17 protein-coding genes are annotated in these 23,085 nt (G+C 37.7%); 13 read left to right on the forward strand and 4 right to left on the reverse strand.

The window, feature by feature from the left end; translation table 11 throughout:
* Positions 1 to 227 precede the first annotated feature (227 nt).
* Positions 228 to 2,063 (forward strand): ABC transporter ATP-binding protein, encoded by a 1,836-nt coding sequence (locus tag ACSBFT_RS16155; protein ID WP_463048271.1) that lies wholly within the window; start codon positions 228 to 230, stop codon positions 2,061 to 2,063.
* A gap of 1 nt (position 2,064) precedes the next feature.
* Here ACSBFT_RS16155 and ACSBFT_RS16160 read toward each other — a convergent pair whose 3' ends face one another.
* Positions 2,065 to 5,970, reverse strand: coding sequence for a 3-coathanger stack domain-containing protein (locus ACSBFT_RS16160; RefSeq protein WP_489601456.1), 3,906 nt, complete (start codon positions 5,968 to 5,970; stop codon positions 2,065 to 2,067).
* Positions 5,971 to 6,002: 32 nt separating this feature from the next.
* Between ACSBFT_RS16160 and ACSBFT_RS16165 the strand changes: the two genes are divergently transcribed.
* The 6 genes from ACSBFT_RS16165 to ACSBFT_RS16190 all read left to right on the forward strand — a co-directional run bounded on the left by ACSBFT_RS16165 (position 6,003) and on the right by ACSBFT_RS16190 (position 10,992).
* Complete coding sequence (locus ACSBFT_RS16165; protein ID WP_489601457.1) at positions 6,003 to 6,137, forward strand: hypothetical protein; 135 nt, start codon at positions 6,003 to 6,005, stop codon at positions 6,135 to 6,137.
* A gap of 57 nt (positions 6,138 to 6,194) precedes the next feature.
* Positions 6,195 to 6,692: an META domain-containing protein gene (locus ACSBFT_RS16170; protein WP_489601458.1), complete on the forward strand. Its 498-nt coding sequence runs from the start codon at positions 6,195 to 6,197 to the stop codon at positions 6,690 to 6,692.
* Positions 6,693 to 6,835: 143 nt separating this feature from the next.
* Entirely contained in the window at positions 6,836 to 7,744 is a 909-nt protein-coding gene (locus ACSBFT_RS16175) for a sterol desaturase family protein (RefSeq protein ID WP_489601460.1), read from the forward strand.
* Between the two features lie 109 nt (positions 7,745 to 7,853).
* Positions 7,854 to 8,675 (forward strand): DUF2911 domain-containing protein, encoded by an 822-nt coding sequence (locus ACSBFT_RS16180; protein WP_489601461.1) that lies wholly within the window; start codon positions 7,854 to 7,856, stop codon positions 8,673 to 8,675.
* Between the two features lie 144 nt (positions 8,676 to 8,819).
* On the forward strand, positions 8,820 to 10,148 hold the full coding sequence (locus ACSBFT_RS16185; RefSeq protein ID WP_463048265.1) for a BNR-4 repeat-containing protein: 1,329 nt from the start codon (positions 8,820 to 8,822) through the stop codon (positions 10,146 to 10,148).
* A 100-nt stretch (positions 10,149 to 10,248) separates the two neighbouring features.
* Positions 10,249 to 10,992, forward strand: a complete 744-nt coding sequence (locus ACSBFT_RS16190) for a methyltransferase family protein (protein ID WP_463048264.1) — start codon at positions 10,249 to 10,251, stop codon at positions 10,990 to 10,992.
* 245 nt (positions 10,993 to 11,237) lie between these two features.
* On the opposite strand, the gene ACSBFT_RS16195 is transcribed toward ACSBFT_RS16190, so the two are convergent.
* Together ACSBFT_RS16195 and ACSBFT_RS16200 are read right to left on the reverse strand one after the other, a co-directional pair.
* Entirely contained in the window at positions 11,238 to 11,822 is a 585-nt protein-coding gene (locus ACSBFT_RS16195; protein ID WP_463048263.1) for a gluconate 2-dehydrogenase subunit 3 family protein, read from the reverse strand.
* A gap of 4 nt (positions 11,823 to 11,826) precedes the next feature.
* Positions 11,827 to 13,533: a GMC oxidoreductase gene (locus tag ACSBFT_RS16200; RefSeq protein ID WP_489601463.1), complete on the reverse strand. Its 1,707-nt coding sequence runs from the start codon at positions 13,531 to 13,533 to the stop codon at positions 11,827 to 11,829.
* A gap of 145 nt (positions 13,534 to 13,678) precedes the next feature.
* Between ACSBFT_RS16200 and ACSBFT_RS16205 the strand changes: the two genes are divergently transcribed.
* The 4 genes from ACSBFT_RS16205 (at position 13,679) to ACSBFT_RS16220 (ending at position 17,654) form a co-directional block, all read left to right on the forward strand.
* Complete coding sequence (locus ACSBFT_RS16205; protein WP_489601465.1) at positions 13,679 to 13,897, forward strand: DUF1059 domain-containing protein; 219 nt, start codon at positions 13,679 to 13,681, stop codon at positions 13,895 to 13,897.
* Positions 13,898 to 14,084: 187 nt separating this feature from the next.
* The gene (locus tag ACSBFT_RS16210; protein ID WP_489601466.1) at positions 14,085 to 15,605 is read left to right on the forward strand and encodes a sialate O-acetylesterase; all 1,521 of its coding nucleotides are present in this window, start codon (positions 14,085 to 14,087) and stop codon (positions 15,603 to 15,605) included.
* 24 nt (positions 15,606 to 15,629) lie between these two features.
* A complete protein-coding gene (locus ACSBFT_RS16215) occupies positions 15,630 to 16,982 on the forward strand; it encodes a glycoside hydrolase family 140 protein (RefSeq protein WP_489601467.1) in 1,353 nt (450 codons plus the stop codon).
* A gap of 21 nt (positions 16,983 to 17,003) precedes the next feature.
* Positions 17,004 to 17,654 carry a hypothetical protein gene (locus ACSBFT_RS16220; protein WP_489601468.1) on the forward strand — a complete coding sequence of 217 codons (651 nt, stop codon included), beginning with the start codon at positions 17,004 to 17,006 and terminating at the stop codon, positions 17,652 to 17,654.
* A gap of 79 nt (positions 17,655 to 17,733) precedes the next feature.
* Here the strand turns inward: ACSBFT_RS16220 and ACSBFT_RS16225 are convergent, their stop codons facing one another.
* Entirely contained in the window at positions 17,734 to 19,557 is a 1,824-nt protein-coding gene (locus ACSBFT_RS16225; protein ID WP_489601470.1) for an ABC transporter ATP-binding protein, read from the reverse strand.
* 116 nt (positions 19,558 to 19,673) lie between these two features.
* On the opposite strand from ACSBFT_RS16225, the gene ACSBFT_RS16230 reads away from it, so the two are divergent.
* Both ACSBFT_RS16230 and ACSBFT_RS16235 read left to right on the forward strand, forming a co-directional pair.
* A complete protein-coding gene (locus ACSBFT_RS16230; protein ID WP_489601471.1) occupies positions 19,674 to 20,696 on the forward strand; it encodes a hypothetical protein in 1,023 nt (340 codons plus the stop codon).
* Positions 20,697 to 20,728: 32 nt separating this feature from the next.
* Positions 20,729 to 23,074 (forward strand): hypothetical protein, encoded by a 2,346-nt coding sequence (locus tag ACSBFT_RS16235; RefSeq protein ID WP_489601472.1) that lies wholly within the window; start codon positions 20,729 to 20,731, stop codon positions 23,072 to 23,074.
* The last annotated feature ends 11 nt before the right edge of the window (positions 23,075 to 23,085 follow it).

A 23,085-nucleotide genomic window follows, 5' to 3' on the forward strand; every position in this document is an offset into this window, starting at 1 on the left:
AAAAAGTAGACAATTGAAAAATAAATAACCCTATCAATATTTTAACTAACCTTCTCGCTACCAGTGACTTATAAGATTCACTTCAAAAGCTCTTTTTAAACTGTTATGCCCAAAAAAAGAGGCTATTTTTCATGTATTCGCTTAGGTGGATATAGCTAATATTAATAGTCACCTAGCACTTCCATTTTTATAGGAATTATAAAGTCCAAAAAGTGGTTTTAAAACCTATGGCCCCTCCATCAATAAAAACATTAAAACCGAAATCATTCAACTTCAAAGAAAGCTTTGAAGCTTTAAGATACGTTCCAAGGTTTTTCAAGAAAGTAAAAGAAGTAAGTCCACTACTCTTTTTCTTCAATATCTTTTCACGACTCATTGACGCCGTTACACCCGTTTTGATGCTTTGGGTAGGTAAAATGATAATTGACGAAGTTATTCTACAAGTAAGCCTACCTGAAAAAGACCTCAAACAACTTTGGATTTTAGTAGGCGTAGAATTAGGCCTTGCTGTCTTATCGGACCTTTTAAAACGAGGCGTTAACCTTACAGACGCTCTTTTAGGTGACCAATATTCCAATGCATCATCTGTAGAACTCATACAGAAAACCGCTGAGCTAAATTTAGAACAACTAGAAGACGCTGAATTTTACGACAAACTAGAAAGAGCTAGACGCCAAACCACTAACAGAGTGGGTTTGATGTCGAATATTTTGACGCAAACGCAGGATGTCATTGTCATTGTTTCATTGCTAACAGGTTTGGTGGTTTTTGAGCCTTGGCTAATTGTGCTCCTAGTGGTTTCCATTATCCCGACGGTTATCAACGAAATCAAATTTAGTGGAACTAGTTATTCCTTATCGCGTAGCTGGACTTCTGAACGCCGTGAGCTTGATTACCTCCGCTATGCGGGTGCATCGGACGTAACCGCCAAAGAAGTGAAACTTTTTGGACTGGCAGATTATCTGGCAAATAGATTTAAAATCTTGTCTGACAAATATTACGAAGCAAATAAAAAACTATCTATTCAGCGAGCCTCTTGGGGTTCAGTTTTTAATGTCTTGGGCACTGGAGCCTATTATGGAGCATATGTTTTGATTCTTATGAGAACCGTGGCTGGTGTACTAACCATTGGAGATTTAACCTTCTTATCAGGTTCATTCAGTAGTCTTCGGAACAAGTTACAAGGCTTCTTTACGCGTTTCACCCAAATCACAGAAAGCTCTCTTTACTTAAAAGACTACTTCGAGTTTTTAGACATTAAAAATGAAGAGACTGGCCATGATGAACATTTGCCCTTACCTAACGAAATCAAAACTGGTTTCGAATTTAAAAATGTAGGGTTTCATTATCCCAACTCAGAAAGATGGGTGGTGAGAGGTATCAACTTCAACCTATTGGCTAATGAGAAACTGGCTTTTGTAGGAGAAAATGGAGCAGGAAAAACGACTTTAATAAAACTTCTTTTAAGGTTTTACGACCCTACGGAGGGTCAAATCTTACTAGAAGGAATTGACATCAAAAAATACGACAGAGCCGCTTATCAGCAATATTTTGGTGTGATTTTTCAGGACTTTGTTAAATATGAACTGACCATTAGAGAAAATGTGGCGGTTGGGAAAATTGACCAAATAGAAAACGTAAATCAATTAGAAAACGCCGCTGAAAAAAGTTTGGCAAATCAGGTGATTGACGAAATGCCTTCTGGCTTAGACCAGCAGTTAGGAAGACGTTTCAAAAACGGGAAAGACCTTTCTGGCGGACAGTGGCAAAAAATAGCTTTGGCGAGGGCCTATATGAAAGATGCCAAAGTCTTAATTCTAGATGAGCCTACCTCAGCCCTAGATGCCAGAGCGGAATTTGAAGCCTTTCAGCGATTCATAGGTTTGACCAAAGGAAAAACCGCCGTCATCATCTCCCACAGATTTAGCACCGTAAGAATGGCAGACCGTATCATGGTTTTAAAAGATGGCAAAGTGCTAGAAATAGGCACGCATGAAGAGCTTATGGCTAATGATACTCTCTATGCAGAACTCTTCAATCTACAGGCTGCGGGGTATCAGTAAACTATTCTGGACAACCTTCTATGGAAGCCTCAAAGCTGCCCATATTGATAATCTCGGTTTCAAAACCAGGGTTTAGCGTTATCGATTTGATACCAAGAAGTGAGCTCTCCGAATTATCACTTATCTTATTACTCCCAATTATTTTTTCTGCTTTATGTGATATATTCTCACCTGCTTTCACATCAAAAACACTAGAGTGAGTGTGAATAAAATCAACACAATTAAGTTGCGGCAGGATATATGTGACTTTTGAGAAACCATAACCTTTATTAAATCGAGCATGTGCCAACATCGTTTTCATATCGGAGTCGTAAAGCTCTATTGGGCTATAAAGGTATTGACCAGCTTGAGTTCCAACAGTTTCAAACTCTAAAACACCTGAAACTACTTTTAATTTAACGAAATAAGTATTCACAGGGTATGAACCAAATGTATCGTCAAGCCGAATTCTAAAATAATATGGTTTCCCATTATAAAACCAGATAAACCAATCTTCGTCATCTATATGATCTAAACAAAGGATGCCACTAATATAATCTGATTGACTTATTTTAATAGCCTCCTTATAAGTATTGTTAGCTTCAAAGGGATCGCAATCTTCGTGTATAGTTTTTCTAAGGATTTGATTGCTACAAATATCACTTTCGCATAACACCTCATAACGGGTTGGCGATATAGGGTAAACAATAATCTCACTTCCATCGCCTCCATTATTCCATTTTATCTTACTTGATTGACACCCTAATACCTCGATACTGATTGGGTCACCATCAAGGGTATAATCGGAACTTGATTGAATTTTAACCTCACTTACCGTTTCAGCTTTAATTGTTAAGACTCCAGAGCTTTCTGATCCGTTAGCTCCATTATTTTTTATACGAAATCGATAATTTCCAGAAGGCCATGATTCCAATATTTTAAAATCCCAAGTATAAAAATCAACATTAGGGTAATATGGCTTCCTAATAATTCTTTTCAACTTTTCATCAAGTAAAACCCCTGATTGAGCATTAAATATCTGTAGTGTCAAAGTATCCGTTTTATAAGGGAGGTTATCACTTACTTTAAGTTTCACAGCAAAATTTTCGTTTTTACAAAGCGAAACAGAGTCAAAGTCTATTAGAATATCGCATGTCTGAAATTCTTTAAAATAAGTACACCCTCCATTCTCAATTAACAAACCATAGACTCCAGGTTTGGTTACGATCCATTGTGGGTTATTCGCAGCTAAAGGTGAAAGTGATTTATTACCATTTACAGAACCCAACCAAGAAAAGGTAGTGTTAGGAAAAAGGTAATCTGAATTTAAATCTAATATTGCACTTCCTGAATTAGAGCAGAAATCACCACCTGCAGAGTAGGTTATTGAAGCCGAAAGATTATTACCATATTTAGAGGCATAATTTAGAGTATTACTGGTTAGAATAATGGAACCTTTAATAACCTTCACCAAGTATTCTCCTGAACTATGAACATCCAAATAGGAAGAATTCGAAGTTTCAACTAAAAGACCATCCTTAAACCACTGGTAAGAATCCCCTGACTTAGGAAAAGCGGAAAGCTTGTTCTCTATATTGCAGCTATCCTTTTCAGTCAAATTAATCAGAACAGCATCAGAAGAAAAACAACCTTCAGAAATTACATTAAACTTAAAGTTAGATGTTTTCAGAGCATAAGAGCCGAAATCAGGCTTTAACCCTATGCTAACCTGTTGACCAACACTTGAGTAGGCAGGAATTTCAAATCTTACTGAATTTCCTTCTGGCCAATCATACGCCTTGCTGCTTCCCCCGATACCAATCTTTCTATAAACACCTAAAAAATAATCATCAGGCCAATTACCCGTTTGGTTAATAAAAACTTCAACATTTTCTCCTTGGCAAACATCTAATGACGTCGGTGTAACAAAAGTAAAATCAGGCGTTACCCTTTCAACATTGATATTTACAAAATTATATAAAAGAGATTCTATCTCTCCCAATCCAGACTTCGCCAATTCAAGTTGAAAGCTAGTGCTAAATCTGGGAGCGGCTTTAAACCTTATAGGGTTTTTCATAGAAAATAAATTAATCTCTCCTTCCTTACTACTAACCACCGCCTCAAACGGTCCAATATTTGAGCCAAATTTTATTTCAAATTCCACAGAATCTCCAGGAACAATGGTCGTCGAAATATCACCATTTGAGTCGAAAAAAGTAACATTCTCCTGTTTGTTATATTTAAATACCCTAGACCTTTTACTGCAAAAGTCCCTTTTTATACCCACCTGGTAATAACCTTGAAAGAAAGCATTAAGTGAGTCTGCAGTATGGCCAATCATTTTATCATAACTACTCCTAGAGTCGTCATCAAAATACCAAGTATAGGCGTAACTGTTTCCTTTTGGAGTTGCATTAAGAACAGTATTAATAGAATTGTCAGAATTCTTGTATTGAGATACATCGAGTTTACTTTCAAGTTCTATCTTAGAAATAGAAAATGGTCTAGAGTTTGAATCATATCCAGAGCTATTAAAAACATGAACATGATAGGAACCACTCAAGGTTGGCTGATAGTGACTATAAGTTGCCCCTTCTATAATACTACCATCTTTAAACCATTGATAAGAAAGTCCTGGTTGATTAATATAACTGACATGTAAATAATTTCCATCACATATATAAGGGCCTGATGAGGCTCTTATTACGGCCTCTGGAAAACAACCTAATTGGGTGACTTTTAACTTATGTTCAGAAATTCTGTGAGGTATATATGGCGTTCTACCAGATAACCTAATGGAGTATTCTTCATTTAATTGTGCATTCGAGGGTATTTGTATCTGTCCAGGACTTTCAAAGAAATCAGCATTAGTCCCTCCATTAATATTACTGGATATAAGTACCAAGATTTCATTATTAACATCCCTTAAAGTACCCTCCAATTCATACCAAAAATCTATCATTTCCCCTGCACACACATTTGTAGATGCAACACTGTCCTTCACAATTTTTGTATCAGAATCTACAATTAAACTATGCCCACCAAAAGTATCGGTGCCACCGCATTCATTACTAGCATTTAACCCTCTCGCATAAAATGATGCATTGAAAGGGCTTGATAACTTTAATTCAAATGGGGACGTAGTAGCCGTATATTCATAACTATAATCACTTAATTGCTCTACAATAAAGGGAAATGGAAGTTGAGGTCCATAAACCTCCACAAACAGGTTTACTGAATCATTCGGATTTACATTTTTAGTAGTATATAGTTCGCCCATATCGTCCAAAAATCTAATATGTGCCCTAGAATAAAGCCAGAATAGCTCAGAATAATTAGCCCCTGAGCCATTTGAAATCAAGACCCTATAACCCGCAGATTGGTTAGTTCTAAGAAGTGAATCTGTTTCTCCGGCCATGGGAGAAAAGCCTCCAGTGGAATTTGTCATATACCACTGATAAGTTTCGCCAAGAGAAATAGGCGAAACCCATAAATCTACTGAATCTCTACCTGCACATGTCGTATAATTATTTGTTAAAATTGACCTTTCCGAACTAGTGTTATTCGTTTTCAAAAAACGCTCTGACGCCTCTTTTTTAACTTCAATAGCACAGTCTTCAATCCTTATTTCATTAGATGTCATGAAAGTCTCTTGGAACTTAACCTTTACGAGATAATCACCTCCTCTACTTATTTGAATTATTGGAGCCAAAGAACTTTCGATAAATAAGCCATTCCTGTACCAGTCATATCTACTGTAATCTTTTGAACTAGAAACACTTAAATTAGAAACCTCATTGTTGCAAAGATTAAAATTCGTTGCCCGAATACTAATTTCAGAAACATCTTGATTGCTTTTCTGCGAATAAGCCGCTGTGGAAATGCTGAATAATGTAAATTGTAAAAGAAGAATAAATCTTTTCCTCATTTTATAGAAGTGGTGTTATTAATAGTAATACAATGTATAACATTTTTAAATGCTCTCTGAGACTTTATCAACAGTTTTCTCTAGAAATAGGCACGCATGAAGAGCTTATGGCTAATGATACTCTCTATGCAGAACTCTTCAATCTACAGGCTGCGGGGTATCAGTAAAATTGTCCATACAACCTTTTGGAGTGGATAAGCGTCTAAGAATAAAAATAAAATATCATGTTAAATAAAGTTGCTTTTCTTATCATCGGTTTACTTATGACACAACTAGATTCTTGCGAAAAAGTTGACGTGGCTATAAAGGAAGATTTGGCTGGAGAATGGGTTTTAAAGAACGTTTTCTTAAGCGATGCCATAGATACACCATGTGGCTGGGAGGTAGAAAAACATGAGCCACTCACACTAAAAATAAGCAAGGATGGCGGCAAGTATTCTTTTGGAGGCAACTCTGTAATTAATACCTATTTTGGGTCTTTAGAGGTCATTTCTTTTGACGACAAAAACAGAACAGGTAAAATAAAAACCGGTGCCATTGGAAGTACTAAAATGGCAGGTCCAGAAAATTTGATGAATTGCGAAACGCGTTTTTTAACGCAACTAGACACCGCTACAGATTTTGCCTTCTCTGATAATGGCGAACTAAGAATTGGAAACTTCAGAGATGAAAACAGTCACCCTAGAGATGGCGGCTATTATCTGATTTTTGAGAAGAAATAGAATATATGTTTTACCCCCGAAATTAAAATTGTAAGATTCTGTGCATTAGATACTTCTTAGAGAGGTCAAGCCATAATGTTTTAGCGTTTTAGGAAGTATAGTTTCTTCCTAAAACGCTATTTTTGATAAAGACCCTATCAAAAATGAATTTTCAAGCCGCTCTTCTTGAACTCCAAAACGACAAATTACTACTATTTGCCATTCCCCTTTTCTTAGTTTCCGCAGCCGTGGAATATCTTTTTGCGAAAGAAAAACTCCCAAACCTTTACCATAGAAAGGACTTCTGGGTTTCTATTTCCATGGGTATTTTTAGTAGTATTGTGGAGTTTTTACCGAAACTATTTGCCTTTATGGTATTCCTTTTACTTCACGAAATAAGCCCTTTAAAAGATATTGTTCAGCGTCAGTGGTGGGCGTGGATACTTCTTTTTCTTTTAGACGATTTTAGTTATTATTGGTTTCATAGGCTAAACCATGAAGTTAGGTTTTTCTGGGCTGGTCATGTGCCTCATCATTCCTCTGTTTACATGAATTTTGGAACGGCTCTGAGGCAAGGCGTGGGCGAAAGAGTCCATAAATTTTTCTTTTGGCTTTGGCTGCCACTGCTGGGTTTTGACCCATTGATGATTTTCACCATGATTTCGCTTAGTCTCCTATACCAGTTTTTTGTACATACCGAGTTGGTTCAAAAATTACCTAAATGGTACGAAGCCATTTTTAATACACCTTCACATCACAGGGTGCATCACGCTTCCAATATCCGGTATTTGGATCGCAACCATGCCGGTGTTTTAATTATCTGGGATAGGTTATTTGGCACTTTCTCAGAAGAGCTGGAGCATGAAAAACCCGTTTATGGTCTTACCGTAAATATAGAAACGCATCACCCATTAAAGGTCGCTGGTCACGAGTATGCCGCTATCTGCCAAGACATTAAAAGAGCCGATAAATTTTCTGATAAGTTAAGATACCTATTTATGGCACCGGGTTGGAGCCATGATGGAGAAGATAAACGAGCCAAAACTTTAAGAAACAATCTTAAAAAGAATTGATTTGATAATCGCAAATCTTTAAAATCATTTAATGTCCATTGTCATGCAACCTCACACTTCATTTTACTACCTTTGAATTGATTTAAAAAATAATATAAATTCAAAACCAATGAAAAACTTACTACTAGGTTTTGCTGTGCTTTTCTCTCTATCTGTCACAGCTCAAAATCTTAAAACTCCTGCCCCAAGTACAGGTCAGACTATCACACAAGAATTTGCTTTATCAAGCATCGAAATTAACTACTCTCGTCCGTCCATGAAAGGCCGTACTATTTTTGGTGGTTTAGTGCCTTACGGCGAAAAATGGAGAACAGGAGCAAATGGTGCTACGACATTCTCTTTTGGCCAAGACGTAACTGTTGGTGGAAAAGCCGTTAAAGCTGGCAAATATTCTGTTATTACGGTTCCTGGAAAATCTTCATGGGAAGTAATGCTTTGCAAAGAAGGTACTAGCCTTCCAACCTTCACAGACGAAAGTGTGGTAGCTAGCTTCACGGCCAGTGCTATCTCTCTTCCTTTTGATGTTGAAACATTTACCATCATGGTGAGCAATGTGACTAACAACTCTGCCAATATTGATATTCTTTGGGCCAACAAAATGGCTACTATTTCAGTAACAGCAGATATCGATTCTAATATCATGAGTCAAATTGACAACGTCATGAATAAAGATAACAAGCCGTATTATGCTGCTGCAAGTTATTACTTCGATAATGGTAAAGACATCACTAAAACAGTAGAGTGGGCTAAAAAAGCTGCAGACGCTCAACCTGATGCTTACTGGGTAAGACATCTTTTAGCTAAGGCAAACGCCAAAGCAGGAAATAAAGCTGCCGCAACTGTCGCCGCTAAAGCATCGTTGGAACTTGCTCAAAAAGCGGGTAACATGGATTATGTAAGACTTAACGAAGCATTACTTAAAACGCTTTAATTCGTTTTTGAGCAAACTCAATTTATAAATGAACGCGGAGCCTAACGGCTCTGCGTTTTTTTTATGTTCTAAAAATGGTTGTTCATTTAATTTTGCTAAAACATATTGGTAGATTAAGGGCTTCAATTCAACCATAAGTAATAAATGAAAGTCTTCTCTGTTTCTATTTTAGGATTCTTCCTTTTCTCTTTATGCCTTTCGGCTCAAAATTCCAGCTCTTTTGACACCATGACCAAAGACGGAGCTTGGTGCTGGTTTTCTGACCCTAGAGCGATACAGTTAAACGATAAAATTTATGCTGGCTGGGTAGCAGCAGATGGCAGCATTATGGTGGCCAGTCATAATCAAACCACTGGCCAAACCAAAGAAGTAAATATTTCTCCTCAATTTGATAAAGACGACCACGCCAATCCTTCTTTTCTAGTGCTTCCCGACAAAAGGTTAATGGTATTTTTCTCCGCTCACTCTAGACTGGGTAAAGGAGAAAAGGAGCCTGCTATCACTTACGCGACCACGACAAACCCTGAGGACATTAGCTCTTGGGAGCCACAAAAAAGGCTCACTAAAAATTCCGAAGGCCCTATGAAGTTTTGTTACTCAAACCCAGTGATGCTCTCAGAAGAGAATAATAGGATATACCTTTTCTGGAGAGGAGGAGATTATAAACCTACTTTTGCCTACACAGACGATTTTGGACAAACTTGGTCTGAAGTTTTTGCTCTGGTAAAATCAGATTTTGACAGCGGTATAAGACCGTATGTCAAAGTTTCAAGCAACGGCAAGGACGAAATTAATTTTGCGTTTACAGACGGACACCCTAGAAATGAGCCATTAAACAGTATCTACTATTTAAAATATAAAGCTGGAAAGTTTTATAAAGCAGACGGAACTCTAGTGGGTACCATGGAATCTTTACCTATAAAACATGAAGCATGCGATGTGGTATATGATTCTCCTGAAGAATTTAAACAAAGCCATAACGGTAGCAGAGCGTGGATTTGGGATATTGCAGAAGATGAGAAAGGTTATCCAGTAATGGTTTATTCTAGGTTACCAGAAGAATCCAAACACCAATATTATTATGCCAAATGGGACGGAAAAAAATGGGTGAATTCTAAAATCTCTGAGGCCGGTTCATGGTTTCCAAGATATAATAAGACAAAAGAACTGCGTGAGCCAGAACCGCATTATTCTGGTGGAATATACCTAGACCATGAAAACACCAATGTAGTTTATTATTCAAGACCTGTTGGTGATGTTTTTGAAATCTTCAAATCTGAATCTTCAGATGCAGGAAAAACATGGACAGAAACCGCAATAACCTCAAACTCTGAGAAAGATAATGTACGACCATATGCCATCAGAGGAGCGGGAAATAATGCAAAAATTCAAATTTTATGGATGCTCAACGATAGGTATTCGCATTACATGGACTATAATACGCAGATAAAGATGGATATCCAGAAAAAGTAGTTTTGTTTAATGCGGTTTTCAAAAGGAATTAGTGTTTTTTCCGCCTTTTGCGTTACAATCATTAATTCCTATATCTTTGTGTCCAAAAAAAACAAGAAGAATGGCACTGATAGAGGAATTTGAAGAACAAGGAAATTTTCTTTTCAAATACAGAAGTTATTTTCCACTACTATTCCTGGTGATAACTGGAGCCGTTTTTTACTTTGAGGTTCTTGCAGAAAACGAATACCTATTTTCTGAAGATTACTGGTATATCTCTTTGGGGGTAGGAATCTTTGGTTTGTTTGTTAGGATTTTCACGGTAGGGTTTACCCCTGCCAATACTTCGGGAAGAAACACCACCCAAGGGCAAGTAGCAGATGAATTAAATGAGACTGGAATTTATTCTTTGGTACGCCATCCTTTATATGTTGGAAACTTTTTGATGTGGCTAGCGGTAGCCATGCTAACAGGAAATATCTGGTTTATAGTCTCTTTTACCTTTCTATACTGGATTTACTACGAACGAATCATGTTTGCAGAAGAAGCCTTTCTTAGAAATAAATTTGATAGTAAATACTTGGAATGGGCCAAAGACAAACCAGCTTTTGTTCCAAAATTAAAACTTCCTACAAAACCAAAATACCCTTTCAGTCTTAAAAAAGTACTCAAAAAGGAAAAGAATGGCATTGCTGCCCTTTTCGGTTTATTTTGGCTTTTCGATGTTATAAAAATAGGACTTACTGAAAGCTCTTGGTCTTTACCTAAAAATCAATGGTTTTGGGCTTTTGTAATTTCAGCGGTCGTTTATCTAATTCTTAAAGTCATTAAAAGATCTACGGATATCTTGGAGGATGGGAGGTGATTCTCATAGCCCAATAAAGCTAACTTTATCTCTGACTAGAATCAGGAACCTCGTTGAAAAAAGCCAAGATTATTGTTAGTGATTGATTCTTAAAAGAAGATCTCTTATTCTATGTATTTTGTAAATTTCTTTTATGCAGATTGAAAATTTACCCTTTCAGTTATTACCTAACTACTTTATAAACTTGACTTAACAACAAATGCTCAGAAACTTGAATTTCCTGAGCATTTGTTATTTTAAAACTCCTACAAACTATACGTATTCCCAACCTCCGCTAGCGGAATACAACCCTGATACGGCCCAGGGACTGGATCATAAGTCAACACATTCAAACCTATTTCTTCTGAAGAAAAATAGCCCCAAAGAGCGGTTGATTTCAAGTTTCTATAAAAGCCTACAGGCTCTTGTTTTCCTGCAGCAGTTCCCCAGATAGACCCATTAAATTTGGGAGAATTTGCTTCTTCCATCTTTAGAAATTCTACTTTATTTTCTGGACTTAAGTCTGCAAACCTGTCACCAAATTTCTCTTTACTTCTGGCGTCAAAGTCATCCATGCCTTTGTCCATAGTTTCTTGACCCGCCTCACCGTTAAGTTTGCCATAAACTAGGTCAATAAACATAACAACTTTCATTTCTAATGCCCCTGGCGTTTCTGTTTTTGGCAGTAAAGTATCTACCAAGCTAGAAATAAGTTCGGCGTGTTTTACACTCAAAAACTGTGGCTGCCAGTTTAGCCTAGACGTTTCTTTGCACGACTGCAATAGCGATGGAAATAAGGCTGTAGCTACGCCAAATAGAGCGGTTTGTTTTAATGCTTCTCTTCTTTGCATAGTATTAAAGGTTTTTCTTTTTAAGTTCAGAAACAGCGTGATTAGCAGCTCTAGCCGTAAGAGCCATGTAGGTCAATGAAGGATTGACACAAGACGAAGATGTCATACATGCTCCATCTGTTACAAAAACGTTTTTGACAGCATGCACCTGATTGGTAGCATTAAGTACCGATGTTTTAGGGTCTTTACCCATTCTTGCGGTACCCATTTCATGAATTCCGTAACCCATGCCATGTTCGTTATCAAAACCCACAATATCTTTCAATCCTGCTTTCTCTAACATTTCTACCGCGTCTATCTGAATCTGCTTATTGATAGCCAATTCGTTTTCTTTAAACTCCGCATCAATCACCAAAGTTGGCCTACCCCACTTGTCTAATTTATCTCTATCCAAGCTCACTTGGTTTTCATGGTACGGCAGACATTCCGCAAAACCCGTAATGAAAAACTCCCAGTCTCCTGGTTTCATTAGAGCATCTTTAAATTCACCGCCAAAAGCTTCTTGGTTTGCTCCAGCACCCCAGTTAGCTCTTCCCGCTCCACCTTGATAGCCGTAACCTCTTAAGAATTTATCTGTAGTCGATTTTTCGTCAATATTTCTATACCTCGGAATATAAATCCCGTTTGGTCTTCTTCCTTTGTAATACTCATCTTCATGGCCATCAAACTTACCCATAGCCCCTACTCTGTACGTATGGTCCATAAGGTTATGACCTAACTCACCGCTATCATTTCCTAAACCATTTTCAAAACGGTTAGAAGTAGAATTCAACAATAGCTGCGTGGTACCAATGGTAGACGCATTACTAAATATAATTCTAGCATAATACTCTATGGTCTCTTTGGTTTCAGAGTCAATCACTCTCACACCAACGGCCTTCCCTTTTTCTTCATCATAAATGATAGAATCTGCCAAAGAAAATGGTCTTATTGTCAAATTTCCTGTAGCATTTGCCGCAGGTAAAGTCACCGCATTACTGCTAAAATAAGCTCCATAAGGACAACCACGGTCACATCGGTTTCTAGACTGGCACTGGCCACGACCGTTTAATGGCTCCGTCAAATGAGCTACACGACCGATAATCATGTTTCTGCCAGGAAACTCTTTTTCTATTCTTTTCTTAACGTCTTTTTCTACACAATTCAGCTCCATAGGAGGCAAGAAATGGCTATCTGGGAGCTGCGGCAAACCTAAAGCTTCCCCAGAAATACCTGCGAATTTCTCCACATGCGTGTACCAAGGAGCTATATCCTTATATCTGATAGGCCAGTCTACCCCATAACCATCTTTAGCATTTGCCTCAAAATCTAAATCAGACCAACGGTAACATTGTTTACCCCAAAGTAAAGAACGTCCTCCCATTTGGTTGGCACGAATCCACATAAAAGGCTTTTCCTCTCTGTAGGGATTCTCATCGTCTTTAGCATAAAAGTGCATATTGTTTTCACCTACAAAACCAGAACGAGCCACTATTTTACGCACGTCTAATTCATCTGCTGTAGCGGCACCCTTTAGTTCTAAGTCCCAAGGGTCATTATTCATGGTGGGATAATCTATCACGTGTTCCACCAGTCTTCCCCTTTCAAGGACTAAAGTTTTAAGTCCGCTTTCGCAAAGTTCTTTCGCAGCCCATCCGCCACTAATTCCAGACCCAATGACAATAGCGTCATAGGTCATATCCTTCTTTGCGTCAATATTAAAATTCGCCATTAATTATTTCTATAGATTTGAATTCTAAATTTAAGAAAAGAATTGGATGCTTTGCTTTGAGCATTCTTGTTTCTCTAGATTAATATCAAAACCTTATCTTTAAAAACCGTTTGAAATATTTTAATCCCAATCTACGATGAAAACAATGACCTGCAAACAACTAGGAGGAGCCTGTGACCTAGAATTTAAGGCGGAAACTTTTGAAGAAATGACGGAAATGAGCAAAAAACACGGCATGGATATGTATCAAAAAAACGACCCCGCTCATATGCAAGCCATGGCGGAAATGCAAAAATTGATGCAATCTCCAGATGCCATGAAACAATGGTTTGACAATAAGCGAAAGGAATTTGAAGCTCTTTGATAAGAATTCTTTCAAAATACAGTTTGCTTCTGAAATTTAAATTAATCCTTTTTTTGACCTAAACTGTAGGTCAATTTCCTGTTTTAAGCTATTCCTTATCATGGGCATCCATTTTATATAGTATATTGGTAAACCAAAGTAAAAACTGAACTTTTGCTTTAATTAACCCTATATAAAAAGTATTACGATGAGACTTATCCCCCTATTTCTTGCCCTCCTTTTGGGCTTTCAGGCAAAGGCACAAATCAAACTGCCAGCTATTTTTGGAGACCACATGGTTTTACAACAAAAACAGAACAATCCAGTTTGGGGTTGGGCAGAGCCAAACGAAAAAATCACCGTTGCCATAAACGGTCAAAGTCACTCCGCCACTGCCGATGCCAAAGGTCAATGGCGTATTATTTTAAAGCCAATTCCAGCTGGTGGCCCTTATAAAATGGATATTGAGGGAAAAACCTCTAAATTCTTTTTTGAAGATATATTGGTCGGAGAAGTTTGGATATGCTCTGGGCAATCTAATATGGCCTGGCCTTTGAATAGAACTAACAGTGCTGAATTGGCTATTGCTACCGCAAAATACCCCAATATAAGACTAATCTCTGTTCCGCAAGTTGGCACCGATAAAATCAAGAACGACTTTGAGGGTTCTTGGGAGGCCACTACACCAGAAAACGCTGCTAATTTTTCTGCTATTGGTTATTTCTTCGGACAGCGTTTACATCATGCCTTGGATGTCCCTATTGGACTTATCGATAATGCATGGGGAGGTTCAGCAGCTGAAGCGTGGGTAAACAGGAGTGTTTTAGAATCCGATAAGAATTATACGGAGCTGATGTCTTCATGGAAAAAAATAGAACAAACTTATATTTATGATGAGGAAGTAAAGAAATGGCAAAAATCTTTGGAGGAGCTGAAAAAGGACGAAGATGTGCCGAGAAAGCCAACAGACTTATTAACAGGAAACCACCGACCAGCAAACATTTATAATGGTGTGCTTCACCCAACTATTGGTTACGGAATCAAAGGCGTCATTTGGTATCAAGGCGAATCAAATGCTAGTCGTTCTTACCAATATCGCGACTTGTTTCCTTTCATGATTCAAAACTGGCGTAACGAATGGAAGCAAGGCGATTTTCCTTTCTATTATGTGCAACTAGCAGATTTCATGGCAGAATCTGAACAACCAGAAGAAAGTGGATGGGCAGAGCTTCGTGAGGCTCAGACGATGACCAAAAGCAAACTTTCAAATGTTGGAGAAGCCGTTATCATCGACTTGGGAGAAGGCAGGGATATTCATCCAAGAAACAAACAAACCGTAGCCGACCGTTTGGCAAGAATTGCACTGGCAAGAGACTATCATAAAGACATCATTTACGAAGGTCCAAGCTATAAATCAATGGAGGTAAAAGGAGATAAAATTCTACTGACGTTTGATAACGTTGGTCAGGGACTTTATGCCTTTGACACCAATGAGCCCGTAGGTTTTGCTATTGCCGGAGCAGATAAAAAATTCGTTTGGGCGAAGGGTAAAATCATCTCTAATAATCAAATGGAAATATCAAGCGAAAGTATTTCAAACCCTGTTTCTGTAAGATATGCTTGGGCAAATAACCCTGTTTGCAACATGTATAACCGTGATGGACTGCCAATGACGCCATTCAGAACAGATACTTGGGAAGGTGTAACTTTCGGCAAAACGGGACGATAATAAGTCTGGACTAAAAACATACAAATGAAAGCTTTTCTTAGTCTTTTAATCTTAGTTCTTCTCTCCTTTAATAGCTATAGCCAAAAGCTTAAAATTAGCGAGAATGGAAAATTTCTATCCACAGAAAAGGGGGAACCCTTTTTCTGGATGGGAGATACGGCTTGGGAATTAATTCATCGCTTAGACAGAGCGGAAGTGGATCACTACCTTACAACTAGGTCTGCTCAGGGCTTTAATGTAATTCAAACGGTAATTTTAGCCGAGCTTGATGGACTAAACACGGCAAATGCCTACGGTCAAAAACCACTCGTAAACAATGACCCCAAGCTACTAAACGAGGCCTATTTTGAGCACGTAGATTATGTTATCAAAAAAGCCAAAAAGCTAGGCTTACAAGTAGCTTTACTGCCCACTTGGGGAGATAAGTTCAATCTTAAATGGGGTAAGGGGCCTGTGATTTTCAATCCGGAAAACGCTGAAGTATTTGGTCAATTATTGGCAAAAAAATATCTGAAGTATGATAATATCATTTGGGTTTTAGGTGGCGATAGAATACCTGAAGAAAGTATTCATTTTGATATCGTTAGGTCTATGGCAAAAGGAATAAAAAGCGTAGACCAAAAGCATTTGATAAGTTACCATCCTTCAGGTTCAAGTATAGCGAGTAATTATTTTGACGAAAAATGGCTAGACATAGATATGTTCCAAAGTGGACATAGCAGGGTCTCTAAAGAATATGAATATGTACATAAAGTTTCTGAAAGCAGGCCCATTATCAATGGAGAGGCCAGATATGAGAATATAGGTGACCGTTTTTGGGACAAAGAACAAACGGGCTGGTTAGATGATGCCGATGCTAGAATAAGTGGGTACTGGAGTATCTTATCAGGTACGGCAGGTTATACCTATGGTTGCAATGACGTATGGCAAATGTATGCGATTGATAAAGAACCACAGATTAAAGCACGAACAGGATGGGAAGCCGCTTTACAACTCCCTGGGGCTAATCAAATGAAGTATTTAAAGGCTCTTTTTGAAAGTTTTCCATGGCAGCAAATGAGCCGAGACCAAAGTTTGATACGCTCTACGAATCTAGAAGATGCGTCTTATGTTTTAGCATCCATTGGTCAAAATAAGGATTTTATTATTGCTTATACACCCACAGGAAAGTCGTTTCAACTAGATTTATCAAAAATAAAGACTGGAAATGATTTAAAAGCATATTGGTACAACCCTAGAAGTGGAAAATCCAAAAGTGCTGGCACTTTCAAAACAACAGAAAACCCCGTTTTTACACCTTGGTCAAATGGCTGGGGAAGTGATTTTGTTTTGGTAGTGATGGATGTTTTTTCTGAGTATCAACTTCCGAAGTTTTAAAGATTATTTCACACTACACCCATGGGGCTAAATTTTAACTACATCCTACTAATTGGTGCATCCTGTATTTTTTCTTCTTGTGGAAAAGAAACATCTGATAACCCTCTGAGCGATGACTTTTATAATATCCCGTATGTGATATCAAAAAAAGATTCATTACTAGAAAAACATTATAAAACTAACATTCTTGAATATATCAAAGATGAAGTAGTGGATGGATTCGGAACCACCTACGCTCCACAAAATATAATATTCTATGGAGATAAAATTTACATTCATTTAAATAGAGTATTGGTTTCTTCGTGTGGTACAGGCATTGAATATGAAGACGTTCACTTCCTAGACCTCCAACCCGATAATTTACTATCCGTTCCCAAAGAACATTTAATCGAATTCATTGAACTTAATTATGAAGAGAACATTGAAACTTTAAATAGCTTTTCTAAAGGTTATGCCATTGTATCAGATTCCGATACAATTAATAACACTGCTTTTATAGAACTAACGGATTATTTAAAGAAGAGCAACACCCATTTTTTTATTCGAAGAATCACCGAAGAAGAATCCAATGTACTGGACGCAAAAACAAAAAAACACTATTACGACAAAGAAAGGTATACTTGGAAGAGAAAATATATAAATGATAAGATTGAATTCTTGCCTCCCGATTGAGACTAATACAAGCCAATTTACCATGAAAATCAAAAGACTAGCTTTCGTTTTTCATGGAGAATCAATTTAGAAATATTTATCAAATCTCCTGCAACTCCACCAATTTATGGTAAATACCGTCTGCCCTGGAGTATAATTCTTGATGCGTTCCTCTTTCTGCTATTTGACCTTTATCTATCACCAAAATCTCATCTGCATGCTGAATGGTACTCAGGCGGTGAGCAATCACCAACGACGTTCTATCTTTCATCAGATGCATGATGGCATCTTGTACTAATTTTTCTGATTCAGTATCTAGTGCAGAGGTGGCCTCATCTAAAATCAATATCGGTGGATTCTGTAAAATGGCTCTGGCAATAGATATTCTTTGTCGTTGTCCACCCGAAAGCTTCACGCCACGGTCGCCTATCACGGTTTCATAGCCTTCCGACTGTTCTTCTATAAACTCATGAGCATTCGCAATTTTGGCTGCAGCTAATACATCCTCACGACTTACATCCTTGCCGAAAGTAATGTTATTATAAATACTATCGTTAAACAAAACGGGGTCTTGAGTAACAATACCCATTAAGCTTCTAAGCGATGCCTGAGAGATGTCGTTGATATTTATACCGTCTAGTTTAATCTGTCCTTCGGTGGGTTCATAAAACCTTGGAAGCAAATCTGCCAAGGTGGATTTACCTCCACCCGACTGCCCCACTAAAGCCACGGTTTTCCCTTTTTCTAGCACAAAATCAATGCTGTTCAATATCTGCTGTCCTTCTTCATACGCAAAAGAAACATTTTCAAAAGAAATGGTATGGTCGAAAGATTTGACCGCCACCGCATCAGGCGAATCAGCAATTTCAGGATCCATATTTAAGACTTCCAAAATTCTATTTCCAGAAGCCATTCCCCTTTGTGAAGCACTAAAAGCCTGAGCTATAGTCTTAGCCGGACGTACCACCTGAGAAAAAACCGCCAAATATGCCATAAAAGTGGATGCATCCAGATTGCTCTGCTCTGATAAAATCAAGCTCCCTCCATATAATAAAAGCGAAGCCACCATGGTAACACCTACAACCTCTGAAAACGGATTAGCCAATTCTCTTCTCACCGCATAAGAAAATATAGATTTCTTATACCCTTCATTTTCTGTTTCAAATTTATCACTTATAAAACGCTCTGCCACAAAACCCTTTACCACACGCATTCCACCAAAGGTCTCATCCATCAGACTCAGAATATTACTCAGTCTGCTTTGCCCTTGACCGGCATCATGTCTTAATTTTTTGAGCATCAAGCCTAAAAAAGTACCCGTAATAGGAATGACAATAAGAGCAAAAAAGGTCAGCTTAACCGACATATAAAAAAGAGCCACCAAATAGCCCACCAAAAGAAAAAGCTCCTTTATTCCCGCCGAAGTGGTATTGGCAATACTGTTTTCTACTTCCTGCACATCTGTTACTATCCGAGAGATGATGTCTCCCTTTCTTTGATTATTGAAAAAGCCAATAGGCAATAGCAAAGCCTTGTCAAAAATGGCTTGACGGAGATTTGAAACCATATTCACCTTAAAACCTTCCAACAAACGTAAGCTGATATACCTAAAAACATTCCCTATAAGAATACCCAATATAAGAGCCACACAAACAAACTGGAGAGCTCCAAGTTTACCATTGGCCTCCATCATACTAGCCAAATAATAATTGAACCAATTTAAAGGATTAAAGCCGTCTGGTTTTTGAAGAAAGCCTTGAATAATTTCTGGATCTGCCTGCCCAAAAAGTACATCTAAAATAGGTTTTAAGAGCACTAAATTCAATACTCCAAAAACCGCAGCGATAAGCGATGTGAACAAAAAAGGCACTACAAACTTTCTTAAATTACCAGCGAAAGAAAGTAGTTTGAAATAAGTTTTCATATTAATTAAGCCATTTGGCCGTTCCTGATAAAAATAAAATCCCTAAGTCACCCTTTTGTGTCTCAGTTATTCTGTTTTGATTCGCAAAGTTGCGGAAAAGCATTTACTTTGAATCTATGAGTCGTTGTTTCTTATTATTATGGTTCTGTCTCTCTCTTTTATCCTGTACCAAAAATACAGAAGAAAAGAATGTCTCGTCGGCAGTTTACCACTGGAAATCTATTTACCAGCCCTCTCAAAAAATCCTTAATGACATTGAAAAATTAAATATCGGGAAACAATATATTCGTTTTTTTGATATTGATTTTAGCTCAGATGCCAAAGAGGCAATTCCTAAAGGAATGGTTAAATTTAAAGACAAGCCTCAGGGGGATATAGTTCCAGTTATTTATATCACCAACAGAACGTTTACCGCTCTGAATGAGATTCAAATAGAAGAATTGGCAACAAAAACGGCTGCTAAAATAAAATCCATCGCTTCTCAAGACGCTCTGACTTTTAAAGAAGTGCAGCTGGATTGCGACTGGACTAAGAAGACGAGAGAAAAATACTTCTTGTTTTTAGAAAAAATAAAACCAGAACTGGGTGAAGAAATCATGCTGACTGCTACTTTAAGACTTCATCAGGTAAAGTTTAAAGAACAAACTGGTGTTCCGCCAGTGGCCAGAGTAGCACTCATGCTCTATAATGTGGGCGACTGGACCAATGTTAATACTAAAAACTCGCTTTTTGATCCTAGTATCATCGACCAATACATTTACAGGCTTCCGGAGTATCCATTGCCCGTGGATATTGCCCTACCTATTTATCAGCAGGCCATCGTTTTCAGAAATAATAAATTCCATACCTACTTTAAAAATGTTTCAAAGATAGACTTACAGAAACATTTCAATACCCTACCTGGTATAAATGGCAAACTTCTGATTTGTCAAGAAAACTGTGAATTTGAAAATCAGTCTTTCCGAAAAGGTGATATTTTCAGACATGAAAAAGCCAGCTTCGAAACCTTAAACAAGGTCAAAAAAGCCATTTTACAAAGAGTACCTAACAAGGATGTCCAGATATTACTTTTCCATCTAGATGAAAAGAGTATGAATAATTTCACCATAGATCAATACCAAAGTCTTTTGCAGCGTTAATTTTATAATCAACAAAGCACCCTTTTGACCCCATGAAAAAAACCTCTTTCAAAAAGCTTCTTTCTTATTTCATCTTATTCTCTTTCGCCTGTGGTCCTGGGCCACTAGACTTCACGGAATATTTCAGCATTTTTTATCCCGAGTCTGCAGAAAATCCGGTAGCTACACAATCTTATTTCTACACCAACGATTTTCTAAATCAGCAATATTCCATGATTTCATCTGCCTATCTGGCCGATTCCCTGAATATGGAAAGCTGGTATACCTACACAAATGAAAAACTGAGCAAAAAGGAGCTAAAAGAAGGATTATATGCAAATGTTTCTGGAGAAATCCTTGCCAACAAGCTAAGAAAAGTTGGAAAACAGGAGGCGGCAGACTATGTCATTTTAGCTCAGGACATAGATAAAGAAACTGAAAAATTTGGAACCTACTGGGAGCCCTCTGAACCTGTAAACGAACAGCAACTGGCAGATTACAGAGATATGGTGCTGATAAACGCTGAAAAATCAAAAAGTGATTTTATAAAAGAGCGATACGGTTTTCAACTCATGAAAATCGATGCAAAAGTGAATGATTGGAAATCGCTACTTAAAGACTACGAAAAGTTTCAAAAGGAAGTTAAAAGCAAAACCTATATCTCTGAATGGTCGCAGAGTAGATATGCTGGGGCTCTATTGCATAAAGGGGATACGGCACAAGCCGTTTTAGAGTTTGCAAAGGTTTTTGAAAAATCGCCTACCAGACGAAATCAGGCTGATTTAAGCGTAAGAAGATTGAGCAATCCTCATTATAGCCATGCCGCCAAACTAGCGAAAACGGAAGACGAGAAATTAATGGTGTATGCTCTACAAGCCATACAGCCTTTCCAAGACGGCATAGACTTAATGAAAAAAATGGTAGCCCTCAACCCAAACCACCCAATACTAGAACTGGTCATGGCTAGAGAAATAAACAAAAACGAGGTTAACTTTTATGCAGAAAAGAATGCAGGTCTTTATTCGCACAATTTAGATGCCTTTGATGAAGATTATAAACTAGACTCCGCCAAAATTCAAATCATAAAAGCCAAGGGACAAAGCTACTTTTTAGATCTGCTGAGCTTTAACGAGTCTCTCCTGAAAAATAACCAATTAAAAGATAAAGCCTTCTGGCAAACAACAGCGGCCTATCTCAACTATATAGAGGGTGATTATGATGAGATGAAATCTTTGCTAGATGAAACAAAAACGGAGAGCAAAGAACTTCAAAAACAAATTAACCTTTTCAAAGCCATTCATTTTCTAGATACACAAGCCCTAGATATTGAAGAAGACGAAATGCTTGATAAAATTGCTGAATTTAAGACCGTAGACTCCTTTAGAGATAATAATGTTTTAGTGCTTTTAGCAGACAAGCTTCGAGATAAATACCTCGCAGCAAATGACATCTCTTCCACAAAAAAAGAAGGCTGGCTGAGTTCCTGTTTTAACTCCAAAAAGGAAAGTATTCCAGAAAATCATATAAAAGCATTTCTAGCGGAGCATATAGCCACACCTTCCACAGATAGCTATGGCTACATGAATGGATATTCTGAACCTATCTTATTAAAAAACGCAGAAATAGAGCTCTTAAAAGAGACCATTGACTTCTTAAACAGCAGCAGCCTTAGCTCTTCTGATGAAAAACTCATAACCTTAGCCAGTCTAGACAAAGGAGAGCTAATGATGGCTTATGGCAGAAAACTAATAAGAAGTCAGCAGTACGAAAAAGCATTGGCTATTTTTAAACAATGTGAGGAATCTCATTTTACAGAGGGGTCTTTTAATCAATACTTTTCTCCTATCCCAAAACAGTTTATTCTAGGCGAACGGATAGATGAGGCACTTCTTTCTCCGCTATATTTTTTAGAGAACACGGTTAAAAACCAAAAAGAAATAAATAAGAACCCCAGCAATGCTAGAGCTTGGTACGAACTAGGACTTGCCGCCTATAATATGAGCTATTGGGGAAATGGCTGGCTTTTTTCTGACAGAGAATGGGGTGCCATGGAAATAGAATATGGGAAACCTACCGATGAAGATTACTTCACCAATAGCTTCGCAAAAGAATGTTTTGAGAAAGCCTTAGCCGCAAAGCCTGAGGAAGAACTAGGAGCTAAAATTTGCTATATGGGAGCTTTATGTGAACGAAATCAATATTTCATCGCCTATACCACAGGTCAACCTAAAACTTATAATCAGGAAGAGCTAGACTACTATAATATTAAAATGGAAACGAGCGTGAAGCCGACATTCCAAAGCTTTTTTAAAAGGCTAAAAAATAAATATGATGAAACCGCTTACGAAAGTCAGGTCATAAAAGAATGTATGTCATATGTTAGTTTTAAATTACGGTAAATAACCAATGC

The sequence above is a fragment of the Arcticibacterium sp. SM2516 genome (assembly GCF_057914865.1).

Bases quoted from the DNA above. Each gene is read 5' to 3' on its own strand.
- ACSBFT_RS16205 (WP_489601465.1), top strand. From the start codon at position 13,679: ATGACCTGCAAACAACTAGGAGGAGCCTGTGACCTAGAATTTAAGGCG.
- ACSBFT_RS16180 (WP_489601461.1), top strand. From the start codon at position 7,854: ATGAAAAACTTACTACTAGGTTTTGCTGTGCTTTTCTCTCTATCTGTC.
- ACSBFT_RS16190 (WP_463048264.1), top strand. From the start codon at position 10,249: ATGGCACTGATAGAGGAATTTGAAGAACAAGGAAATTTTCTTTTCAAA.
- ACSBFT_RS16225 (WP_489601470.1), bottom strand. From the start codon at position 19,557: ATGAAAACTTATTTCAAACTACTTTCTTTCGCTGGTAATTTAAGAAAG.
- ACSBFT_RS16220 (WP_489601468.1), top strand. From the start codon at position 17,004: ATGGGGCTAAATTTTAACTACATCCTACTAATTGGTGCATCCTGTATT.
- ACSBFT_RS16200 (WP_489601463.1), bottom strand. From the start codon at position 13,533: ATGGCGAATTTTAATATTGACGCAAAGAAGGATATGACCTATGACGCT.
- ACSBFT_RS16165 (WP_489601457.1), top strand. From the start codon at position 6,003: ATGTATAACATTTTTAAATGCTCTCTGAGACTTTATCAACAGTTTTCT.
- ACSBFT_RS16210 (WP_489601466.1), top strand. From the start codon at position 14,085: ATGAGACTTATCCCCCTATTTCTTGCCCTCCTTTTGGGCTTTCAGGCA.
- ACSBFT_RS16185 (WP_463048265.1), top strand. From the start codon at position 8,820: ATGAAAGTCTTCTCTGTTTCTATTTTAGGATTCTTCCTTTTCTCTTTA.
- ACSBFT_RS16230 (WP_489601471.1), top strand. From the start codon at position 19,674: ATGAGTCGTTGTTTCTTATTATTATGGTTCTGTCTCTCTCTTTTATCC.
- ACSBFT_RS16215 (WP_489601467.1), top strand. From the start codon at position 15,630: ATGAAAGCTTTTCTTAGTCTTTTAATCTTAGTTCTTCTCTCCTTTAAT.
- ACSBFT_RS16170 (WP_489601458.1), top strand. From the start codon at position 6,195: ATGTTAAATAAAGTTGCTTTTCTTATCATCGGTTTACTTATGACACAA.
- ACSBFT_RS16160 (WP_489601456.1), bottom strand. From the start codon at position 5,970: ATGAGGAAAAGATTTATTCTTCTTTTACAATTTACATTATTCAGCATT.
- ACSBFT_RS16235 (WP_489601472.1), top strand. From the start codon at position 20,729: ATGAAAAAAACCTCTTTCAAAAAGCTTCTTTCTTATTTCATCTTATTC.
- ACSBFT_RS16175 (WP_489601460.1), top strand. From the start codon at position 6,836: ATGAATTTTCAAGCCGCTCTTCTTGAACTCCAAAACGACAAATTACTA.
- ACSBFT_RS16195 (WP_463048263.1), bottom strand. From the start codon at position 11,822: ATGCAAAGAAGAGAAGCATTAAAACAAACCGCTCTATTTGGCGTAGCT.
- ACSBFT_RS16155 (WP_463048271.1), top strand. From the start codon at position 228: ATGGCCCCTCCATCAATAAAAACATTAAAACCGAAATCATTCAACTTC.